Source organism: Aeromonas sp. WP2-W18-CRE-05, from assembly GCF_014168615.1.
In the GTDB taxonomy this organism is placed as follows: Bacteria; Pseudomonadota; Gammaproteobacteria; order Enterobacterales; family Aeromonadaceae; genus Aeromonas; species Aeromonas caviae.
Map to the genome: position 1 here is coordinate 1,136,471 of NZ_AP021917.1, position 13,278 is coordinate 1,149,748.

Here is a 13,278-nt window from a genome sequence, read left to right on the forward strand (position 1 = left end):
GAGAAGAAGCGTGCAAGGAGAGAAGATGCAGATCCAACGACATTGGCTGGTGCTGGCGGGCTTCTTCGGCCTGACGGCCACCATGCTCGGGGCCTACGGCGCTCACGGGCTGGCGGCGACCGGCATCGCTCCTTCGTTGCTGGCGGCGTTCAACACCGCCGTGCAATACCAGTTTTTCCACGCCCTGGCCCTGCTGGTACTGGGGTTGTGCGGCGTGCGCGGCAAGGTGATCACCTTCGCGGGCGCCGTCTTTGTGCTGGGGATCCTGGGATTCTCCGGCAGTATTTACGCCATGGTGCTGCTTGGCAGCAAGGGGCTGGGGCTCATCACCCCGGCCGGTGGCCTCTGTTTTATGTTGGGATGGGCGGCTCTGATGTGGGCCGGCTGTCGTCTTGGAGGAAAGAATGAATAATCTGCTGCTTTATTGCCGCCCGGGTTTTGAGAAAGAGGCGGCGGCAGAGATCACCGAGCGTGCCGGCAACATGCAGTGCTACGGCTTTGCCCGGGTCAAGGACGACAGCGGCTATGTGATCTTCGAGTTGTATGACGAGGAGCAGGCCGATCTGCTGGCGCGCAAGCTGCCGTTCCGCGAGCTCATCTTCATTCGCCAGATGCTGGTGGTAACCCACGAGCTGAAAGATCTGGAAATAAGCGATCGGGTCTCTCCCATCCTGGAGGCGGCGAGTGGCTACGCCATCTGCGGGGATCTGCGGGTGGAGACGGCCGACACCAACGAAGCGAAGGAGCTCTCCGCCTTCTGCCGCAAGTTCACCGTGCCGCTTCGCCAGGCGCTGCGCAGCAACGAGATCCTGACCAAGAAGGAGACCCCGAACCGTCCCGTGTTCCACGCCTTCTTCCTGGCCAATGACCACCTGATGCTGGGGTACTCCTACTCCTTCAACAACTCTGCCTTCCACATGGGGATCCCGCGCCTGCGATTCCCGGCCGATGCCCCGAGCCGCTCCAGCCTCAAGCTGGAAGAGGCCTTCTACGTCTTCGTGCCGAAGGAAGAGTGGGACTTGCGCCTGTGCTCCGGCCTGAAGGCCGTGGATCTTGGCGCCTGCCCGGGTGGCTGGACCTATCAGCTGGTGCGTCGCGGCATGATGGTGACGGCGGTGGACAACGGCATGATGGCCCAATCCCTGATGGACACAGGCCAGGTGAAGCACATCCGTGACGATGGTTTCGTGTGGCGGCCGAGCAAGAAGAATACCTACTGGCTGGTGTGCGACATGGTGGACAAACCGGCGCGAGTGACCCACATGGTGGCCGACTGGTTCAGGGAGAACGACTGTCAGGAAGCCATGTTCAACCTCAAGCTGCCGATGAAGAAGCGCTACGCCGAGGCGGTGCACAACATCGAGGTGCTGCGCGGACTGCTGGCCGAGATCGACAGCGGCTTCATCATTCAGGCCAAACAGCTCTATCACGATCGCGAAGAGATCACGGTGCACGTCTACAACAAGTTCTGGGTCTCCAAGCTGGCACCCAAGTCCTGAAGCAGCATCGGGAACAGGGCATGAAAAAACCGGACGGCGACGTCCGGTTTTTTTGTGTCTGGGTCATCAGAATCGGTAGTCCAGACGCATCATGGACTCGTCGTCGGTGATCTTCAGCTCAATTTGCAGGGGAATGGTCTTGTCACTGGGGTTGAACTGCATCTTGACGCCATCCCCGCGAAGCTTGACCGAGGTGTTGATGCCGCCAGCGTTGAACTTGATCCTGGGCTTTTGCTTTTCGAAGGAGAGGCTGACGCTCTTCTCTGCCGTGAGGTTCAGCTTCTGATAGGGGGTGACCTGCCGATTGCCGTTGCTGTCGGTGGTGATATCCACCCCCAGAGAGAGCGGCTTGGGCTGTTTGAGCAGATCGTTGGTATCCAGGGTGGATTGCCAGGTTTGCTTGGCTGGCGCCTCGTGCTGGGGAGGCGGCGTCAACCAGGCATTGTCGACTGGCCTGTCTAATGCCGGGGCACTGCTGCTGACAATCAGCAAGATGAAAGTAGCACGCATGGTGGATCTCCTTATCCCTCATATCAACATAGTATTCATCTGGCGAGGGAGGTAGGGAGGCGTTGGCATAAAACAAAGGGAGCCGAAGCTCCCTTTTAAAATCATATGGTTGGACTCTATTTATAGACGGTCGATGATGGCCTGGGTGAATTCGCTGGTAGACGCTGTGCCCCCCAGGTCACGGGTCACCCGATCACCGGACTCGATGGTCGCCCGCACGGCCTCGCGAATGCGCTCCGCCTTGTCCTGCATGCCGAGATATTCCAGCATCTGGATGGAGGCGAGGATCACCGAGGTGGGGTTGGCGATGTTCTTGCCGGCGATGTCCGGCGCAGAGCCGTGCACCGCTTCGAAGATGGCGGCCCCTTCACCGATGTTGGCGCCCGGCGCCATGCCCAGCCCCCCCACCAGACCGGCACAGAGATCCGAGAGAATGTCGCCGAACAGGTTGGTGGTGACCATCACATCGAAGCGCTCCGGGTACATCACCAGGTTCATGCAGGCGGCGTCGACGATCATCTCCTCGTTCTGGATGTCCGGGTAGCGGGCCGCGACCTGACGGGCCACTTCCAGGAACAGGCCGGAGGTGGACTTGAGGATGTTGGCCTTGTGGATGATGGTGACCTTCTTGCGTCCTTCCTGGCGCGCCAGCTCGAAGGCGAAGGTGACGATGCGCTCGGCCCCTTCCCGGGTGATGATGCTCATCGCCTCGGCGCTCTGGTTGTCATCGCTGCGCTTCTGGCCGACACCGGAGTACATGCCTTCGGTGTTCTCGCGCACCGTGATGATGTCGATGTTGTCGTAACGGCTCTTGGTGCCCTTGAAGGAGAGGACGGGGCGCACGTTGGCGTAGAGATTGAACTTCTTGCGCAGGGAGACGTTGATGGAGGTGAAGCCGCCGCCGACCGGAGTGGTGAGCGGGCCTTTCAGGCTGACCTTGTTCTTCTCGATCAGATCGAGGGTGGCCTGGGGCAGCAGCTCGCCATGTTTTTCCAGGGCTACCAGACCGGCGTCTGCGTATTCGTAGTCGAAGTCACAACCCGCGTGGGTCAGGATCTGGATGGCGGATTCGATGATGCTGGGGCCGATGCCGTCGCCCGGGATGACGGTAATCTTTCTTTTTGACATGAGGCGTATCCACTTCTAGGGAACAGAGGGGGAGGATTTGTCGGCTTTATACCATTTTTGCACCACATCCTCCATGTTTCTTTACATTTTACCCATTTATGTCAACAGGTACGGCCTGTCTTGGGAAATGGTGTGCTGGGGATCACGCCCCGGCATCAGGGACGGGAGGGTAGCGGATCTCCCGCAGGTTGAACCCGAGCGGGATATCGTGCTGCAGCCGGACCAGGCGTTGGGCCAGCAGGGCCTCTTCCCGGTGCTGGCGCAGCTTGAGCAGGGGTCTGGTGGCCTCCTCCCGCTCACAGGCCTCCAGCATGGCAGCCAGGTCCCCGTATTGCTGCAGCAACTGGGTGGCGGTCTTGGGGCCAATGCCGGGCACCCCCTTGATGTTGGAGCCGCCGATACCGGTCAGGGCCCAGAAGTCCACAAGCTGGGTCGGTGTAACGCCGTACTGCTGCTGGACGAAGGCGGCATCCAGCCAGCGTTTGTTGAAGTAATCCCGCACCCGGATCTGCGGGCAGATGAGCTGGCAGAACCCCTTGTCGGTGGAGATGATGGTGGCGCTGGCGCCGTGCTGGGCAATGCCGCTTGCCAGGGTGGCGATGAGATCGTCCGCCTCGTCGGTCTGGGAGAGCAGGGCATCCACACCGCACTCCCAGAAGGCGTCCTGCAGGTCGGCAAGCCCTTCTCTCAGCTCATCCGGCATGGGGGTGCGGCCCTCCTTGTAGGGGGGATAGAGCGTCTTGCGCCAGCTGTGGACCTCACCGTCAAAGACCGCGATGGCGTGGGTCGGCTCGCTGGCCGCCAGGAGCTTCTTGCAGGTGTTGATGAGGTTGGCACGGGTGGCGAGCAGGGCCTGGGCCGGGGTCAGTCCCTGCTGGCTCTGCACCGCGTGCAGTCGGCGGATGAGGTTGAGGGCATCGATGATGAGCAGGTGTGGCATGGGGCACTCCGGGCGTCGGGGAGTGCCATTGTAACAATGGTGGCGTCTCCTGCTAACCCCGTAGAAGACCAGTCAATGAAAGAGGGGCCCATGGGCCCCTCCGGTGCATTGTGGTGTCCCGGCTATTTGACTATCTCGTAGCAGGGAACGTACTGGCTGCCCGGCAGCTTCATGCGCTGCTGCTTGACGAAGCTCTCCAGCAACCTGTCCATCAGGTGCATCAGCTCCTTGTCGCCGTGCAGCTTGAAGGGACCCTTCTTCTCGATGGCCCTGATGCCCCCTTCCTTGACGTTGCCTGCGACGATGCCTGAGAAGGCGCGGCGCAGGTTGGCTGCCAGCAGCTGGGGCGGCTGGTTGCGATGCAGATCCAGGCTGGCCATGCTGGCGTGATCCGGCTCGAACGGCAGCTGGAACTCGGGCTCGATCCGCAGGGACCAGTTAAAGGAGTAGGCATCTCCCACCGACTTGCGGTATTCGCGGATCTTCGGCATCGCCTCCTTCATCACGCGGGCCACCTCGGGCGCATCGCCGATGATGATCCGGTAGAGACTGGTGGCGGCTTCCCCCAGGGTCGCCTTGACGAAGTCGTCGATGGCGCGGAAGTAGTCGGCGCTCTCTTTCGGGCCGGTCAGCACGATGGGGATGGGTTGGCGATCGTTGGCCGGGTGCATCATGATGCCGAGCAGGTAGAGCAGCTCCTCGGCAGTTCCGACCCCGCCCGGGAAGATGATGATGCCGTGACCCAGACGCACGAAGGCTTCCAGCCGCTTCTCGATGTCCGGCAGGATCACCAGCTCGTTGACGATGGGGTTCGGCGGTTCGGCGGCGATGATGGAAGGCTCGGTGAGACCGATGTAACGGCCGTTGCGCACCCGCTGCTTGGCGTGGCCGACGGCGGCCCCTTTCATGGGGCCCTCCATGGCACCCGGACCGCAACCGGTACAGATGTTGAGCTCGCGCAGACCCAGCTCGCTACCCACTGCCCGGGTGTACTGGTATTCCACTTCGTTGATGGAGTGGCCGCCCCAGCAGACCACCAGGTTGGGATCGGCGCCGGGCAGGATCGCCTTGGCGTTGCGCAGGATGGCGAACACCACGTTGGAGATATGGGTGGAGCTGGTCAGGTTGACCAGACGATTGGACTCGAGCTGGGTCGACACATAGAGAATGTCCCGCAGCACGGAGAACAGGTGCTCCTGGATGCCGCGGATGATCTCGCCGTCGACGAAGGCGTGCTCGGGGGCGTTGAACAGCTCGAGCTTGACCCCGCGCTCGCGCCGGATCACGTGAATATCGAAGGATTTGAAACGTTCCAGTATCTCTTTGGAACTGTCGGTATGGCTGCCGGAGTTGAGGACCGCCAGCGAGCAGTTGCGAAACAGTTGATAGATATCGCTGGAGGCCGTCTGCTTGAGGCGATCCACCTCGAGCTGGGACAGCAGGTCCATGCTGCCCACGGGATTGATGTGTGTAATCATAATTTCCCCTTTCACTCGCTTGTTATCGTTGTGCTTTCCCTGGGGAGAAAACGGGATGCTTTGGCATCCCTCGGGTTCGATAGTAGAGGCAAGGGGGTGGGCAGGGGAATAGGGGGACTGTGCGTTTGCCGCTTTTTTAGCCGCCCCTCAAAGCGGATTCAGGCGAGATTGACCTGATCCCGGCCGGAGTGCTTGGAACTGTAGAGCGCCTTGTCGGCACGCTCGAACGCATCCGTGGTATGGTCGCCGGTCCGAAACAGGGTGGCACCGATGGAGATGGTGATCTCGACCCTGGCATCGCGAAAGCGGAACGGGATGCTCTTGATGGTCTGACGCAGGTTCTCCAGCGGCTTCTGGTACTTGTCCGGATTGATGTTTGGCAGCAGGACCACGAACTCCTCACCGCCAAAGCGGGCGATGAAGTCGGTGTCGCGCAAGGCGTTCTGCAGGGCCTTGGCAACTACCTTCAATGCCTTGTCGCCGGCCATGTGGCCGTAGTTGTCATTGATGTGCTTGAAGTGGTCGATGTCGATGATGGCCAGGCACAGGGGGGTGCCATAGCGTAGCCAGCGTTTGTATTCGAGCTCGAGCCGCTCGTCCAGGGCCGCCCGGTTGTGTACCTGGGTCAGGCTGTCGAGGAAGAGCTTGTGTTTCTGGATGGTGAGCCGCTTCTTGTACTCGGCGGTCTCGTCCTTCATCAACCTGAGCTTGGCTTCCATGTTGGAGAGGTGGGTGAGCAGGTGGCGCTCGCGGTTGGCCATCTCCTCCCGCTCCTGCTGCAGCCGGCGGATGGTGTCCAGATGCCCAGAAATGGCGCCTCTGAGTATTTGTGGCGAGTCATGGGCTGCCATGGCGCGATCGATGGCGGCGAGTTCCCGCTCCAGCGCCTGTCCGCTGAGATGGGTGGCATTTTGCAGCGCCCGCCCTTCATCCAGGGATTCGGTAAAGCTGTAATGGACCGAGGAGAGACTCTCATTCAGGGTGCTGAGAAACGCCTGGGAGGCTTTGCGCTCTTCCCGGGTACCCTCGATGATGAGTTCGATGATCTGCAGGCAGACTTCGGCCAGCAGGGCAGGGGTGATGCCCCCGAGCAACTGGCGGCGGATGTCTGCGAGGCTCTCGCCCACGGCGCCGGCAAAGTCGAGCTCGGTGATGAGACGCTGCAACTCGTCTGAAATCTGGGCATGTGCCTTGATGTCAAAGGAGTCGGTAGGGGCCGGGCTGGAAAGCTCGGTGGGGATCTCCGCCGAAGGGGGGATCAGCGGCTTGCGCGGCAGCAGCTGGATCTTGATCGCCTGCTGGTAGAACTCCAGCAGCCGGATCACCTTCTTCTGGTGATCGCCGATGCCGTAACTCTCCGGGCTGGCGAGAAACTCCTTGAGGGCGCGGCGGGTATCTTCCGGAAACCCCTTGATGGTTTTGAGCTGTTTGCTGCCGAGATCGATGGCTGCCCGGGTCAGGCTGATGGACTCTTCCATGGTGTGGCTGTGCTGCTGCAACAGCTTCTCGATGGCGATCAGATCGGCATCGATGGAGGTAAGAGGAGGGTTGCCTTCAAGTTTCTGCTTGAGCTTGGCGAGCCGGTTGTCGAGCTCGCGATCGTGGCCGCGACAGGCTTGCATCAACTTGCCGATGAACTGGATACTGCGGGTGCGTTCGGCATCGGAGAAGCTTGCCATGCCGTCAAGCTCCTGCTGTTTCTGCTGGAGGGATTCCCTGAGTCTTGCCAGTTGTCCTGTTACGGCAGCCATATCATTCATTCTTCAGGTCGCCCTGTTGTCATTATCGTTTTTGTTTCGTCCAGCAACAGAAAGCCAATCAAAGACCCCGTTGAGTACCTTTTTGTCACGGATTGTCCGCAACCTTCGTCCGTGAAAGCGCAAGCCAGTTAACCCATTGCTTTTCATGAGAAGAATTTACTTTTACCAGTCCCTTGTCAATTGCCATCAAGCAGCATTGCCACACATCTCCGTTAAAAAATGCGGCCTGCTGGCAATCGATGGCAGCCAGCTCAAGCCAGACGCTCTGCTGGCATTTTTCGCTGAGCTGAATGGCTCCCGAGAGGGCCAGGTAGCAGAGATCGAACAGGCCGTGGTGATCGAGGGCCATGGCCGCCTTGGGCAGGAAGGGATGACTGACGATGCCGAGGCTGATGCGCCTGTCCAGCGGGTGCTCGCAGGGGAAGGCTGCCAGGGTGTCGAGCAGGGTCTGGGCCAGCTGATGCAACTGGGCCACGTGGCGCTGGGGCACCACATAGAGCAGGTGACCTTCGCGCAGGTCGTAGATGCGGCCATCCTGCGGAGTCAGTTCGTTGACGTAACGGCCGAAGGCCTGCTCTATCTCGCGGCTGACCTGATAGCCGTGCTGCTCCAGGCTGTTGATCAGGAAGGGAACCCGGAACAGCAGGTAGTGCAGCTTGTCGTCAAATTCGCTGGTGGGGCGTTCGCTCAGGTACCAGCGCTCGGATTTTTGCTGGCGCTTGGCCATCTCCCGCGGCCAGCGACTCATCAGTCGCTGCCAGTTGGCCAGGCCGCTGCGCGGCTCTACCAGCAGGGCTTCTCCCAGCTGTTTGGCATGAAGGCGCGCGACCCGCAGTTTCAGCCAGAGGGTGAAGAACAGATAGATGAAGAGTGCCAGCAGCAGCCCGGTGCTGACGCTGGTCCAGAGGTATCGCTCCTGCTGGTGCTGGCTGACGTCGAGTTGCTGCTCCAGCTCCTTGACCTGTTGCACCCGCTCCACCTGGGCGTAGTTGTCGCGCACCGCCTCCTGCTCCAGCGCCAGCTGTTGCTGGCGAACCAGTTCGCTGCGCTGGTGGTAATTCTTGTAGCTCTCCAGGGCCTGCTGGAGGTAACCCTTCTGCTCATAGGCGACGGAGAGCAGGCGGAAGATCTCGAATTGGCGCCGGATGTCCCCAATCCGGTTGGCCAGGGTGAGGGCGTTCTCCAACTGCAGGATGGCGATGCCCGCCTCCTGCTGCTTGAGGTGCAGCTCTCCCAGCAACAGCAGGGTGTCGATGAGCGACTCCTTGTCATCCCCCAGCTCATGGGACTGGCGTGCGGCGTTCAGGTAGTTTCGCGCCAGGTTGAGGTTGCCGGTCTGCAGGTAGGTCTTGCCTATCTCGAACTTGAGATGGGCGATGCGGGTACGGTGGCTGCTCTCGTCCAGCAGGTCGAGGGCATTGAAGAAATAGACCAGCGCCATGTTCATCTCGCCCTGATCCCGGTTGAGGCGGGCGAGCACGATCAGGGCGTCGCTCAGCATGGAAGGATTGCCGAGAGCATGAAAATAGTTGGCCGCCTCGCTGGCGTATTGCAGCGCTTTTTGTGGCTCCTGCTCTTCCTGATAGAGGCTGACCATCTGGTTCGAGAGCAGGCCGAGGAAGAGGGGATCCTGCAGGGGCTTGGCTTGCTGTTGTGCTTCGATGTACTCCCCCAGTGCAAGCTGGGGCTGACCCAGAGCCTGATAGAGATCCCCGCCCACGGCGCTGGTCCAGGCCCTGGCCAGAGGCTGTTTGGCGTGATCCGCCCATTTGCGGGTCTCGGCCAGCTGCTGTTTGGCGAGATCGAATTGCCGCTCCTCTATGCTGGCGTTGACGCGCAGCAAGCGGCTGTAGACCTGCAACTGGCTCTCCTTGAGGTCGGGATTGGCCAGCAGTTTGTCGAGTTTGTCGAGCAGGGGGGCCGCGGCGCCATGGGTATGCTGTTGCAGGTTGCGGCTTCTAACCAGCAGATAGAGCCCATGGGCCTGCAGCTCGAACTGCTGCTCTTTCTCGGCCATGGCGATGCCCTGCTCGAAGGACTCCTGTGCCTGGGCGAACTGCCCTAGCTGCTGCAGACACTCCCCCTTGAGCAGATAGGCGCCCGTGGTCTGGGTGGCGGTACCGTAGTTCAGCATCGGCTCGCGATAGCCGTACTCCTGACGGTTGCTGATGATCTGCTTGGGATTGTTGGCCGTGCGTTCGAGGAAGGAGGTGGCAATCTGGGCACATCTGGCGGGATCGGTCAGCACCAGGGTCTGGGCCTGCTGCAGGTCGATGGACAACTGCTCCTTGGCCAGATCCAGATCAGGAGCCGACAGGGAGGACATCATCATTGCCAGAAAAAACAGTTGATTCATTGGATTAAGAACGGCACGGAGGTGCAGGCATGTTATCCAAGCCCACCCCCGCCCGTCCAGAGTTTACTGAGGTGATGCGCAGCGGGCCGCAGCCCGCAGGATGGCGGCGCCGGTGATTACTGGCGAATGAGGCGCAGGTTCGCCGGAACCGGCTCCCAGTCGCTGCGGAAGGGGTTGATGTCCAGGCCGCCGCGGCGGGTGTAACGGGCATGGACGGTCAGTTGTTCCGGGGCGCAGAAGTGCTTGAGATCGGTAAAGATGCGCTCGATGCACTGCTCGTGGAACTCGTTGTGCTGGCGGAACGAGATGAGGTAGCGCAACAGCTTCTCCCGGTCGAGGCGCGGGCCGCGATAGTGGATCACCACGGATCCCCAGTCCGGCTGGCTGGTCACCAGGCAGTTGGACTTGAGCAGGTGGCTGTGCAGGGTCTCCTCCACGATCTCGTGACCGGCGGCCCCTTGCAGCAGGGTCTCGTCAAACTCGTAGCTGTCCACCTCGATATCCAGGCTGTCGATGCACTCACCGGGCAACTGGGCTATCTGGTGGGGGGCCTGGTCGAGCGTGAAGAGGGTGACGCTCACCGGGGCACCAGCGCAGCCACTCAGGTCCTGAGCCAGCAGCGCCTGCACTGCCTCCAGGGAGTCGCAACGGGTCTGGTTGAAGGAGTTCAGGTAAAGCTTGAACGACTTGGACTCGATGAGATTCGGGCTGGTGGCCGGCACAAAGACCTCCCCGATGGCAACCACGGGCTTGCCTTTGGCATTGAGCCAGGAGAGTTCATACAGGGTCCAGACGTCGCACCCCTGGAAGGGCAGTTCACCTCTCAGGCCAAGATCGTCGCGGTTCAGGCTGCGTGGCACGGGCTGCAGCAGACTCGGGGTGTACTGGCTGATGTAGGCGGACTGCTGCCCCAGGCTCAGGCCTTGCAGCGCACTGGCGCCGGCGTATCTCTCTTGTTTGCTCATGCTGGTTTGCTCACGCTTGTCTGATAAGGGGTTTGATGGTGCAATGGCCCGATTTTTCGATCAGGTACTTGCGGCCATCAGAGGCCGCTATTGTGGGGAATATCGATGTCGGATCAAGTCCTGTCTGCCCTGGAGCAGTTCTTTTTACGCTGGCAGCGCGATGGCGAAGGAAGGCGGGGGCTGCCCCTGTGTGACTGGGAGGCCGACTGGCGCTCTCCTTGCGAGCTGGATGAACCCAGGGAGGGGCGGGTCGCCTGGCGTCCGTTCCAGCGGGAGCAGGCAGCCGACTTCACGGCCATGGCGAACGCCCTGGAGCTGACCCTGCATCCCAGCGCCATCGCCCTGTTTGGTCACTGGTTCAGCCGCCCTCTGCCCTGCTCTTTCAAGGGGCTGCGCATCGAACTCATCCTGCCGTGGAACGACGCCGATCTGGATCTGCTCAAGGAGAACCTCATTGGCCACCTGCTGATGCTGCGCAAGTTGAAGCGATCCCCTTCACTCTTCATTGCCACGACCCGCAACGAGATGACGCTGGTCTCCCTCGATAACGAGAGCGGCCAAGTGTGGCTGGAGTGGCTGGACACCGGACGGCGCCTGACGCTGGCCCCCTCGTTGCCGGCCTTTCTGGCGCGACTGGAAACCTTGCCCCAGTGATGCCCCAAAAGAGAGGGCCTTGCCACCTGGCAAGGCCCTCTCTTTTTAATGCGCCATTGTGCGCGGTAGGCTCCTACTCTTTGAAGTCCCAGGAGAGGTTGGAGACCAGCCTGCAAGGCTCGCACCTGAAGTCGAAGATCTCGTGCAGGGGGGCGGCCAGCGCCCATGGGCCACCACAGCCAGGGCAGGGGCGAGTCCGCTCTTCGGCGGCGCTCAGGCCGCCTACCCGGTAGAGATAGTAAAAGGTGGGGATGCCGCTCAGGAGCTCCAGTCGTCTGGCGAGATCGCTGCCTCGGCGATGAAGGCGGCTGCCCACCTCGCCGATTTCGTGCAGGGCGGCGTGCTCGGCGATGGAGCCGTTCATCTGCAACTGATCGCAGGCTTCCCAATCTTCCTGCCACTTGATGATCTGCTTGTGGTCACCGTTGGCGACGGCGGGCAGCCGATAGAGCGGGATGGGGGCGAAGTGATCGCCACAGCGCAGGGGAGAGCAACTGTGCAGGAAGCTGGTGTAGAGCAGCATCCAGCTGGGACGCTCTCCCTGCTCTGCGCACGGGTCCGTGCTGTCCGAGAGCAGATCCGCCCCTTGCAGGTGGAGTTTGGGGGCGAGCAGGCCCGCCTGGTGCAGACCTTGCTCGGCAAGGGCGACCAGCTCGCTCTGGTTGTCAGGGTGCAGGCTGTCCTGCTCCGGGCAGACCACCCGGCTGACGAAATAGCCTTCGTGCATGCTGGTGGGAAACTCTCGCCCCAGGATCTGACCCTGATAGCGCAGCATGTCGAGGTAGTGGACGATGGCCCGTTCGGCCTCCCCGAGGGACGTATCGCGGTAGCACTCAAAGGTGAGTTCGAGGATATACATGGCGATGGGTCAATCCGGCTTCTGGTTGAGCAGCAGGTCGGTGAGGCGATCGACCTTCTGCTCCAGCCGGGCGAGCTGTTCGCTCAGTTGCTGAAGAGTGACGCTTTCCATGGCCAAGGGGGACGCCTCGGGGGCACTGGCGGGGGCGGGCGCTGTCGACGCGGGCTGGGGTTGTTGCTTCCACTGGCTCAACACCTTGAGCAGCTCGGCCATGGGCACGGGATGGCTGAGGCGGGCCTTGACCATGGCGGTAGAGGGGGTGATCCCCCTGGCACTGAGTTCGTTGGCTATCTGGATGATCTCTTGGGCTGACATCTTGGCTCCTGCACGGCCGTCTTGCTGCGGGTGGATAGTGGCACAGAGCTTAATCAAAGCCTGTCCATCAGGAAAGCGGAGCGAAGGGCGTGGGTGGCGAGAGGGAGGGGATTGGCGGCTCCGCGTCTACCCAACGCTGGCCGCCGGGAGTGCGGGGATCAGGTCCCCTGGCGCAGCATCACATCCAGCTGGTCGATGGCTTCCGCCCAGTCGGCGTCGTGGCTGAGGGCATCGCGCAGAAAGCCTGCCTGGGAAGGCGTCCAGAACGGCGCGTCGGGCAACTGGGTATGGCGATCGATGGGATGGTCGCGGATAAAACGCTGCTGGCTGATGTCGTCACTGGCCAGCCCCAGCTGGGCAAACAGGGCGGCCATGTCATGGGTGAGCAATTCCATGTTGGTACTCCTTGGAAGGGGGCTGTGGAAGAGTATAGCCAGCCCCCGTGCTCTCAAATCTAGGAGGGGAGACGATGGGGTGGCAGCTCGACACCGGCGACATGCAGCCCCTGCATGCAGAGCTGTCCCTGATAATGGCTCTCTCCGTCGCTGGAGAACTCGAACTGGTAGTAGGTGAGCAGGCGCAGGGGCTTGTGCCCCAGGGCGCGGTGTGTCCGCGCCAGCGACAGCAGTTGCAGGTCGTGGTGCTGGCAGTAGCGGCGCATGTATTGCCAGGCCAGCTCCGCCTGGCGGCGCTGTTGCCAGAAGGCCCAGCCAACGAGGCCGAGCAGCAAGATCCCAAGCATTTCTCCCATCAGCGGGTTCCTTCTGTGATGTGTGTGGGGCCCTGTTCACCCCAGGCAACAGGGCCGTCGTGC

14 protein-coding genes are annotated in these 13,278 nt (G+C 61.5%); 3 read left to right on the forward strand and 11 right to left on the reverse strand.

The features are described from left to right. Positions 1–25: 25 nt before the first annotated feature. Positions 26–412 carry a DUF423 domain-containing protein gene (locus H7R73_RS05640; RefSeq protein ID WP_010673377.1) on the forward strand — a complete coding sequence of 129 codons (387 nt, stop codon included), beginning with the start codon at positions 26–28 and terminating at the stop codon, positions 410–412. Further along, on the forward strand, positions 405–1,499 hold the full coding sequence (gene rlmM, locus H7R73_RS05645) for a 23S rRNA (cytidine(2498)-2'-O)-methyltransferase RlmM (protein ID WP_041211280.1): 1,095 nt from the start codon (positions 405–407) through the stop codon (positions 1,497–1,499). Before H7R73_RS05640 ends, rlmM begins: the two co-directional genes overlap by 8 nt. Before the next feature lie 66 nt (positions 1,500–1,565). Here rlmM and H7R73_RS05650 read toward each other — a convergent pair whose 3' ends face one another. The 7 genes from H7R73_RS05650 to queF form a co-directional block, all read right to left on the reverse strand. Next, a complete protein-coding gene (locus H7R73_RS05650; protein ID WP_103260657.1) occupies positions 1,566–2,009 on the reverse strand; it encodes a hypothetical protein in 444 nt (147 codons plus the stop codon). 120 nt (positions 2,010–2,129) lie between these two features. Continuing rightward, positions 2,130–3,137 (reverse strand): isocitrate dehydrogenase, encoded by a 1,008-nt coding sequence (locus H7R73_RS05655; RefSeq protein WP_103260656.1) that lies wholly within the window; start codon positions 3,135–3,137, stop codon positions 2,130–2,132. Positions 3,138–3,279: 142 nt separating this feature from the next. Then, on the reverse strand, positions 3,280–4,077 hold the full coding sequence (gene xni, locus H7R73_RS05660; protein WP_042015872.1) for a flap endonuclease Xni: 798 nt from the start codon (positions 4,075–4,077) through the stop codon (positions 3,280–3,282). Positions 4,078–4,199: 122 nt separating this feature from the next. Beyond that, complete coding sequence (ppnN, locus tag H7R73_RS05665) at positions 4,200–5,555, reverse strand: nucleotide 5'-monophosphate nucleosidase PpnN (protein WP_010673382.1); 1,356 nt, start codon at positions 5,553–5,555, stop codon at positions 4,200–4,202. 158 nt (positions 5,556–5,713) lie between these two features. After that, positions 5,714–7,315 (reverse strand): GGDEF domain-containing protein, encoded by a 1,602-nt coding sequence (locus tag H7R73_RS05670; protein ID WP_103260655.1) that lies wholly within the window; start codon positions 7,313–7,315, stop codon positions 5,714–5,716. An 85-nt stretch (positions 7,316–7,400) separates the two neighbouring features. After that, a complete protein-coding gene (locus H7R73_RS05675; RefSeq protein ID WP_103260654.1) occupies positions 7,401–9,671 on the reverse strand; it encodes a hypothetical protein in 2,271 nt (756 codons plus the stop codon). Between the two features lie 116 nt (positions 9,672–9,787). Next, complete coding sequence (gene queF / locus H7R73_RS05680; protein WP_103260653.1) at positions 9,788–10,636, reverse strand: NADPH-dependent 7-cyano-7-deazaguanine reductase QueF; 849 nt, start codon at positions 10,634–10,636, stop codon at positions 9,788–9,790. A gap of 105 nt (positions 10,637–10,741) precedes the next feature. Between queF and syd the strand changes: the two genes are divergently transcribed. Beyond that, positions 10,742–11,290, forward strand: coding sequence for a SecY-interacting protein (gene syd / locus H7R73_RS05685; protein ID WP_039040699.1), 549 nt, complete (start codon positions 10,742–10,744; stop codon positions 11,288–11,290). Between the two features lie 73 nt (positions 11,291–11,363). Here the strand turns inward: syd and H7R73_RS05690 are convergent, their stop codons facing one another. The 4 genes from H7R73_RS05690 to H7R73_RS05705 form a co-directional block, all read right to left on the reverse strand. Next, positions 11,364–12,149: a Zn-ribbon-containing protein gene (locus tag H7R73_RS05690; RefSeq protein WP_103260652.1), complete on the reverse strand. Its 786-nt coding sequence runs from the start codon at positions 12,147–12,149 to the stop codon at positions 11,364–11,366. Between the two features lie 9 nt (positions 12,150–12,158). Next, entirely contained in the window at positions 12,159–12,464 is a 306-nt protein-coding gene (locus tag H7R73_RS05695; protein WP_103260651.1) for a DNA-binding protein, read from the reverse strand. Between the two features lie 158 nt (positions 12,465–12,622). Next, positions 12,623–12,859 carry a DUF2789 domain-containing protein gene (locus H7R73_RS05700; RefSeq protein WP_039039420.1) on the reverse strand — a complete coding sequence of 79 codons (237 nt, stop codon included), beginning with the start codon at positions 12,857–12,859 and terminating at the stop codon, positions 12,623–12,625. A gap of 59 nt (positions 12,860–12,918) precedes the next feature. Continuing rightward, positions 12,919–13,215, reverse strand: coding sequence for a DUF3301 domain-containing protein (locus H7R73_RS05705; protein ID WP_039039421.1), 297 nt, complete (start codon positions 13,213–13,215; stop codon positions 12,919–12,921). Positions 13,216–13,278: the final 63 nt, after the last annotated feature.

Excerpts from the sequence above, each read along its gene's own strand:
- H7R73_RS05640 (WP_010673377.1), top strand. The coding sequence starts at position 26 with ATGCAGATCCAACGACATTGGCTGGTGCTGGCGGGCTTCTTCGGCCTG.
- rlmM (WP_041211280.1), top strand. The coding sequence starts at position 405 with ATGAATAATCTGCTGCTTTATTGCCGCCCGGGTTTTGAGAAAGAGGCG.
- H7R73_RS05650 (WP_103260657.1), bottom strand. The coding sequence starts at position 2,009 with ATGCGTGCTACTTTCATCTTGCTGATTGTCAGCAGCAGTGCCCCGGCA.
- H7R73_RS05655 (WP_103260656.1), bottom strand. The coding sequence starts at position 3,137 with ATGTCAAAAAGAAAGATTACCGTCATCCCGGGCGACGGCATCGGCCCC.
- xni (WP_042015872.1), bottom strand. The coding sequence starts at position 4,077 with ATGCCACACCTGCTCATCATCGATGCCCTCAACCTCATCCGCCGACTG.
- ppnN (WP_010673382.1), bottom strand. The coding sequence starts at position 5,555 with ATGATTACACACATCAATCCCGTGGGCAGCATGGACCTGCTGTCCCAG.
- H7R73_RS05670 (WP_103260655.1), bottom strand. The coding sequence starts at position 7,315 with ATGAATGATATGGCTGCCGTAACAGGACAACTGGCAAGACTCAGGGAA.
- H7R73_RS05675 (WP_103260654.1), bottom strand. The coding sequence starts at position 9,671 with ATGAATCAACTGTTTTTTCTGGCAATGATGATGTCCTCCCTGTCGGCT.
- queF (WP_103260653.1), bottom strand. The coding sequence starts at position 10,636 with ATGAGCAAACAAGAGAGATACGCCGGCGCCAGTGCGCTGCAAGGCCTG.
- syd (WP_039040699.1), top strand. The coding sequence starts at position 10,742 with ATGTCGGATCAAGTCCTGTCTGCCCTGGAGCAGTTCTTTTTACGCTGG.
- H7R73_RS05690 (WP_103260652.1), bottom strand. The coding sequence starts at position 12,149 with ATGTATATCCTCGAACTCACCTTTGAGTGCTACCGCGATACGTCCCTC.
- H7R73_RS05695 (WP_103260651.1), bottom strand. The coding sequence starts at position 12,464 with ATGTCAGCCCAAGAGATCATCCAGATAGCCAACGAACTCAGTGCCAGG.
- H7R73_RS05700 (WP_039039420.1), bottom strand. The coding sequence starts at position 12,859 with ATGGAATTGCTCACCCATGACATGGCCGCCCTGTTTGCCCAGCTGGGG.
- H7R73_RS05705 (WP_039039421.1), bottom strand. The coding sequence starts at position 13,215 with ATGGGAGAAATGCTTGGGATCTTGCTGCTCGGCCTCGTTGGCTGGGCC.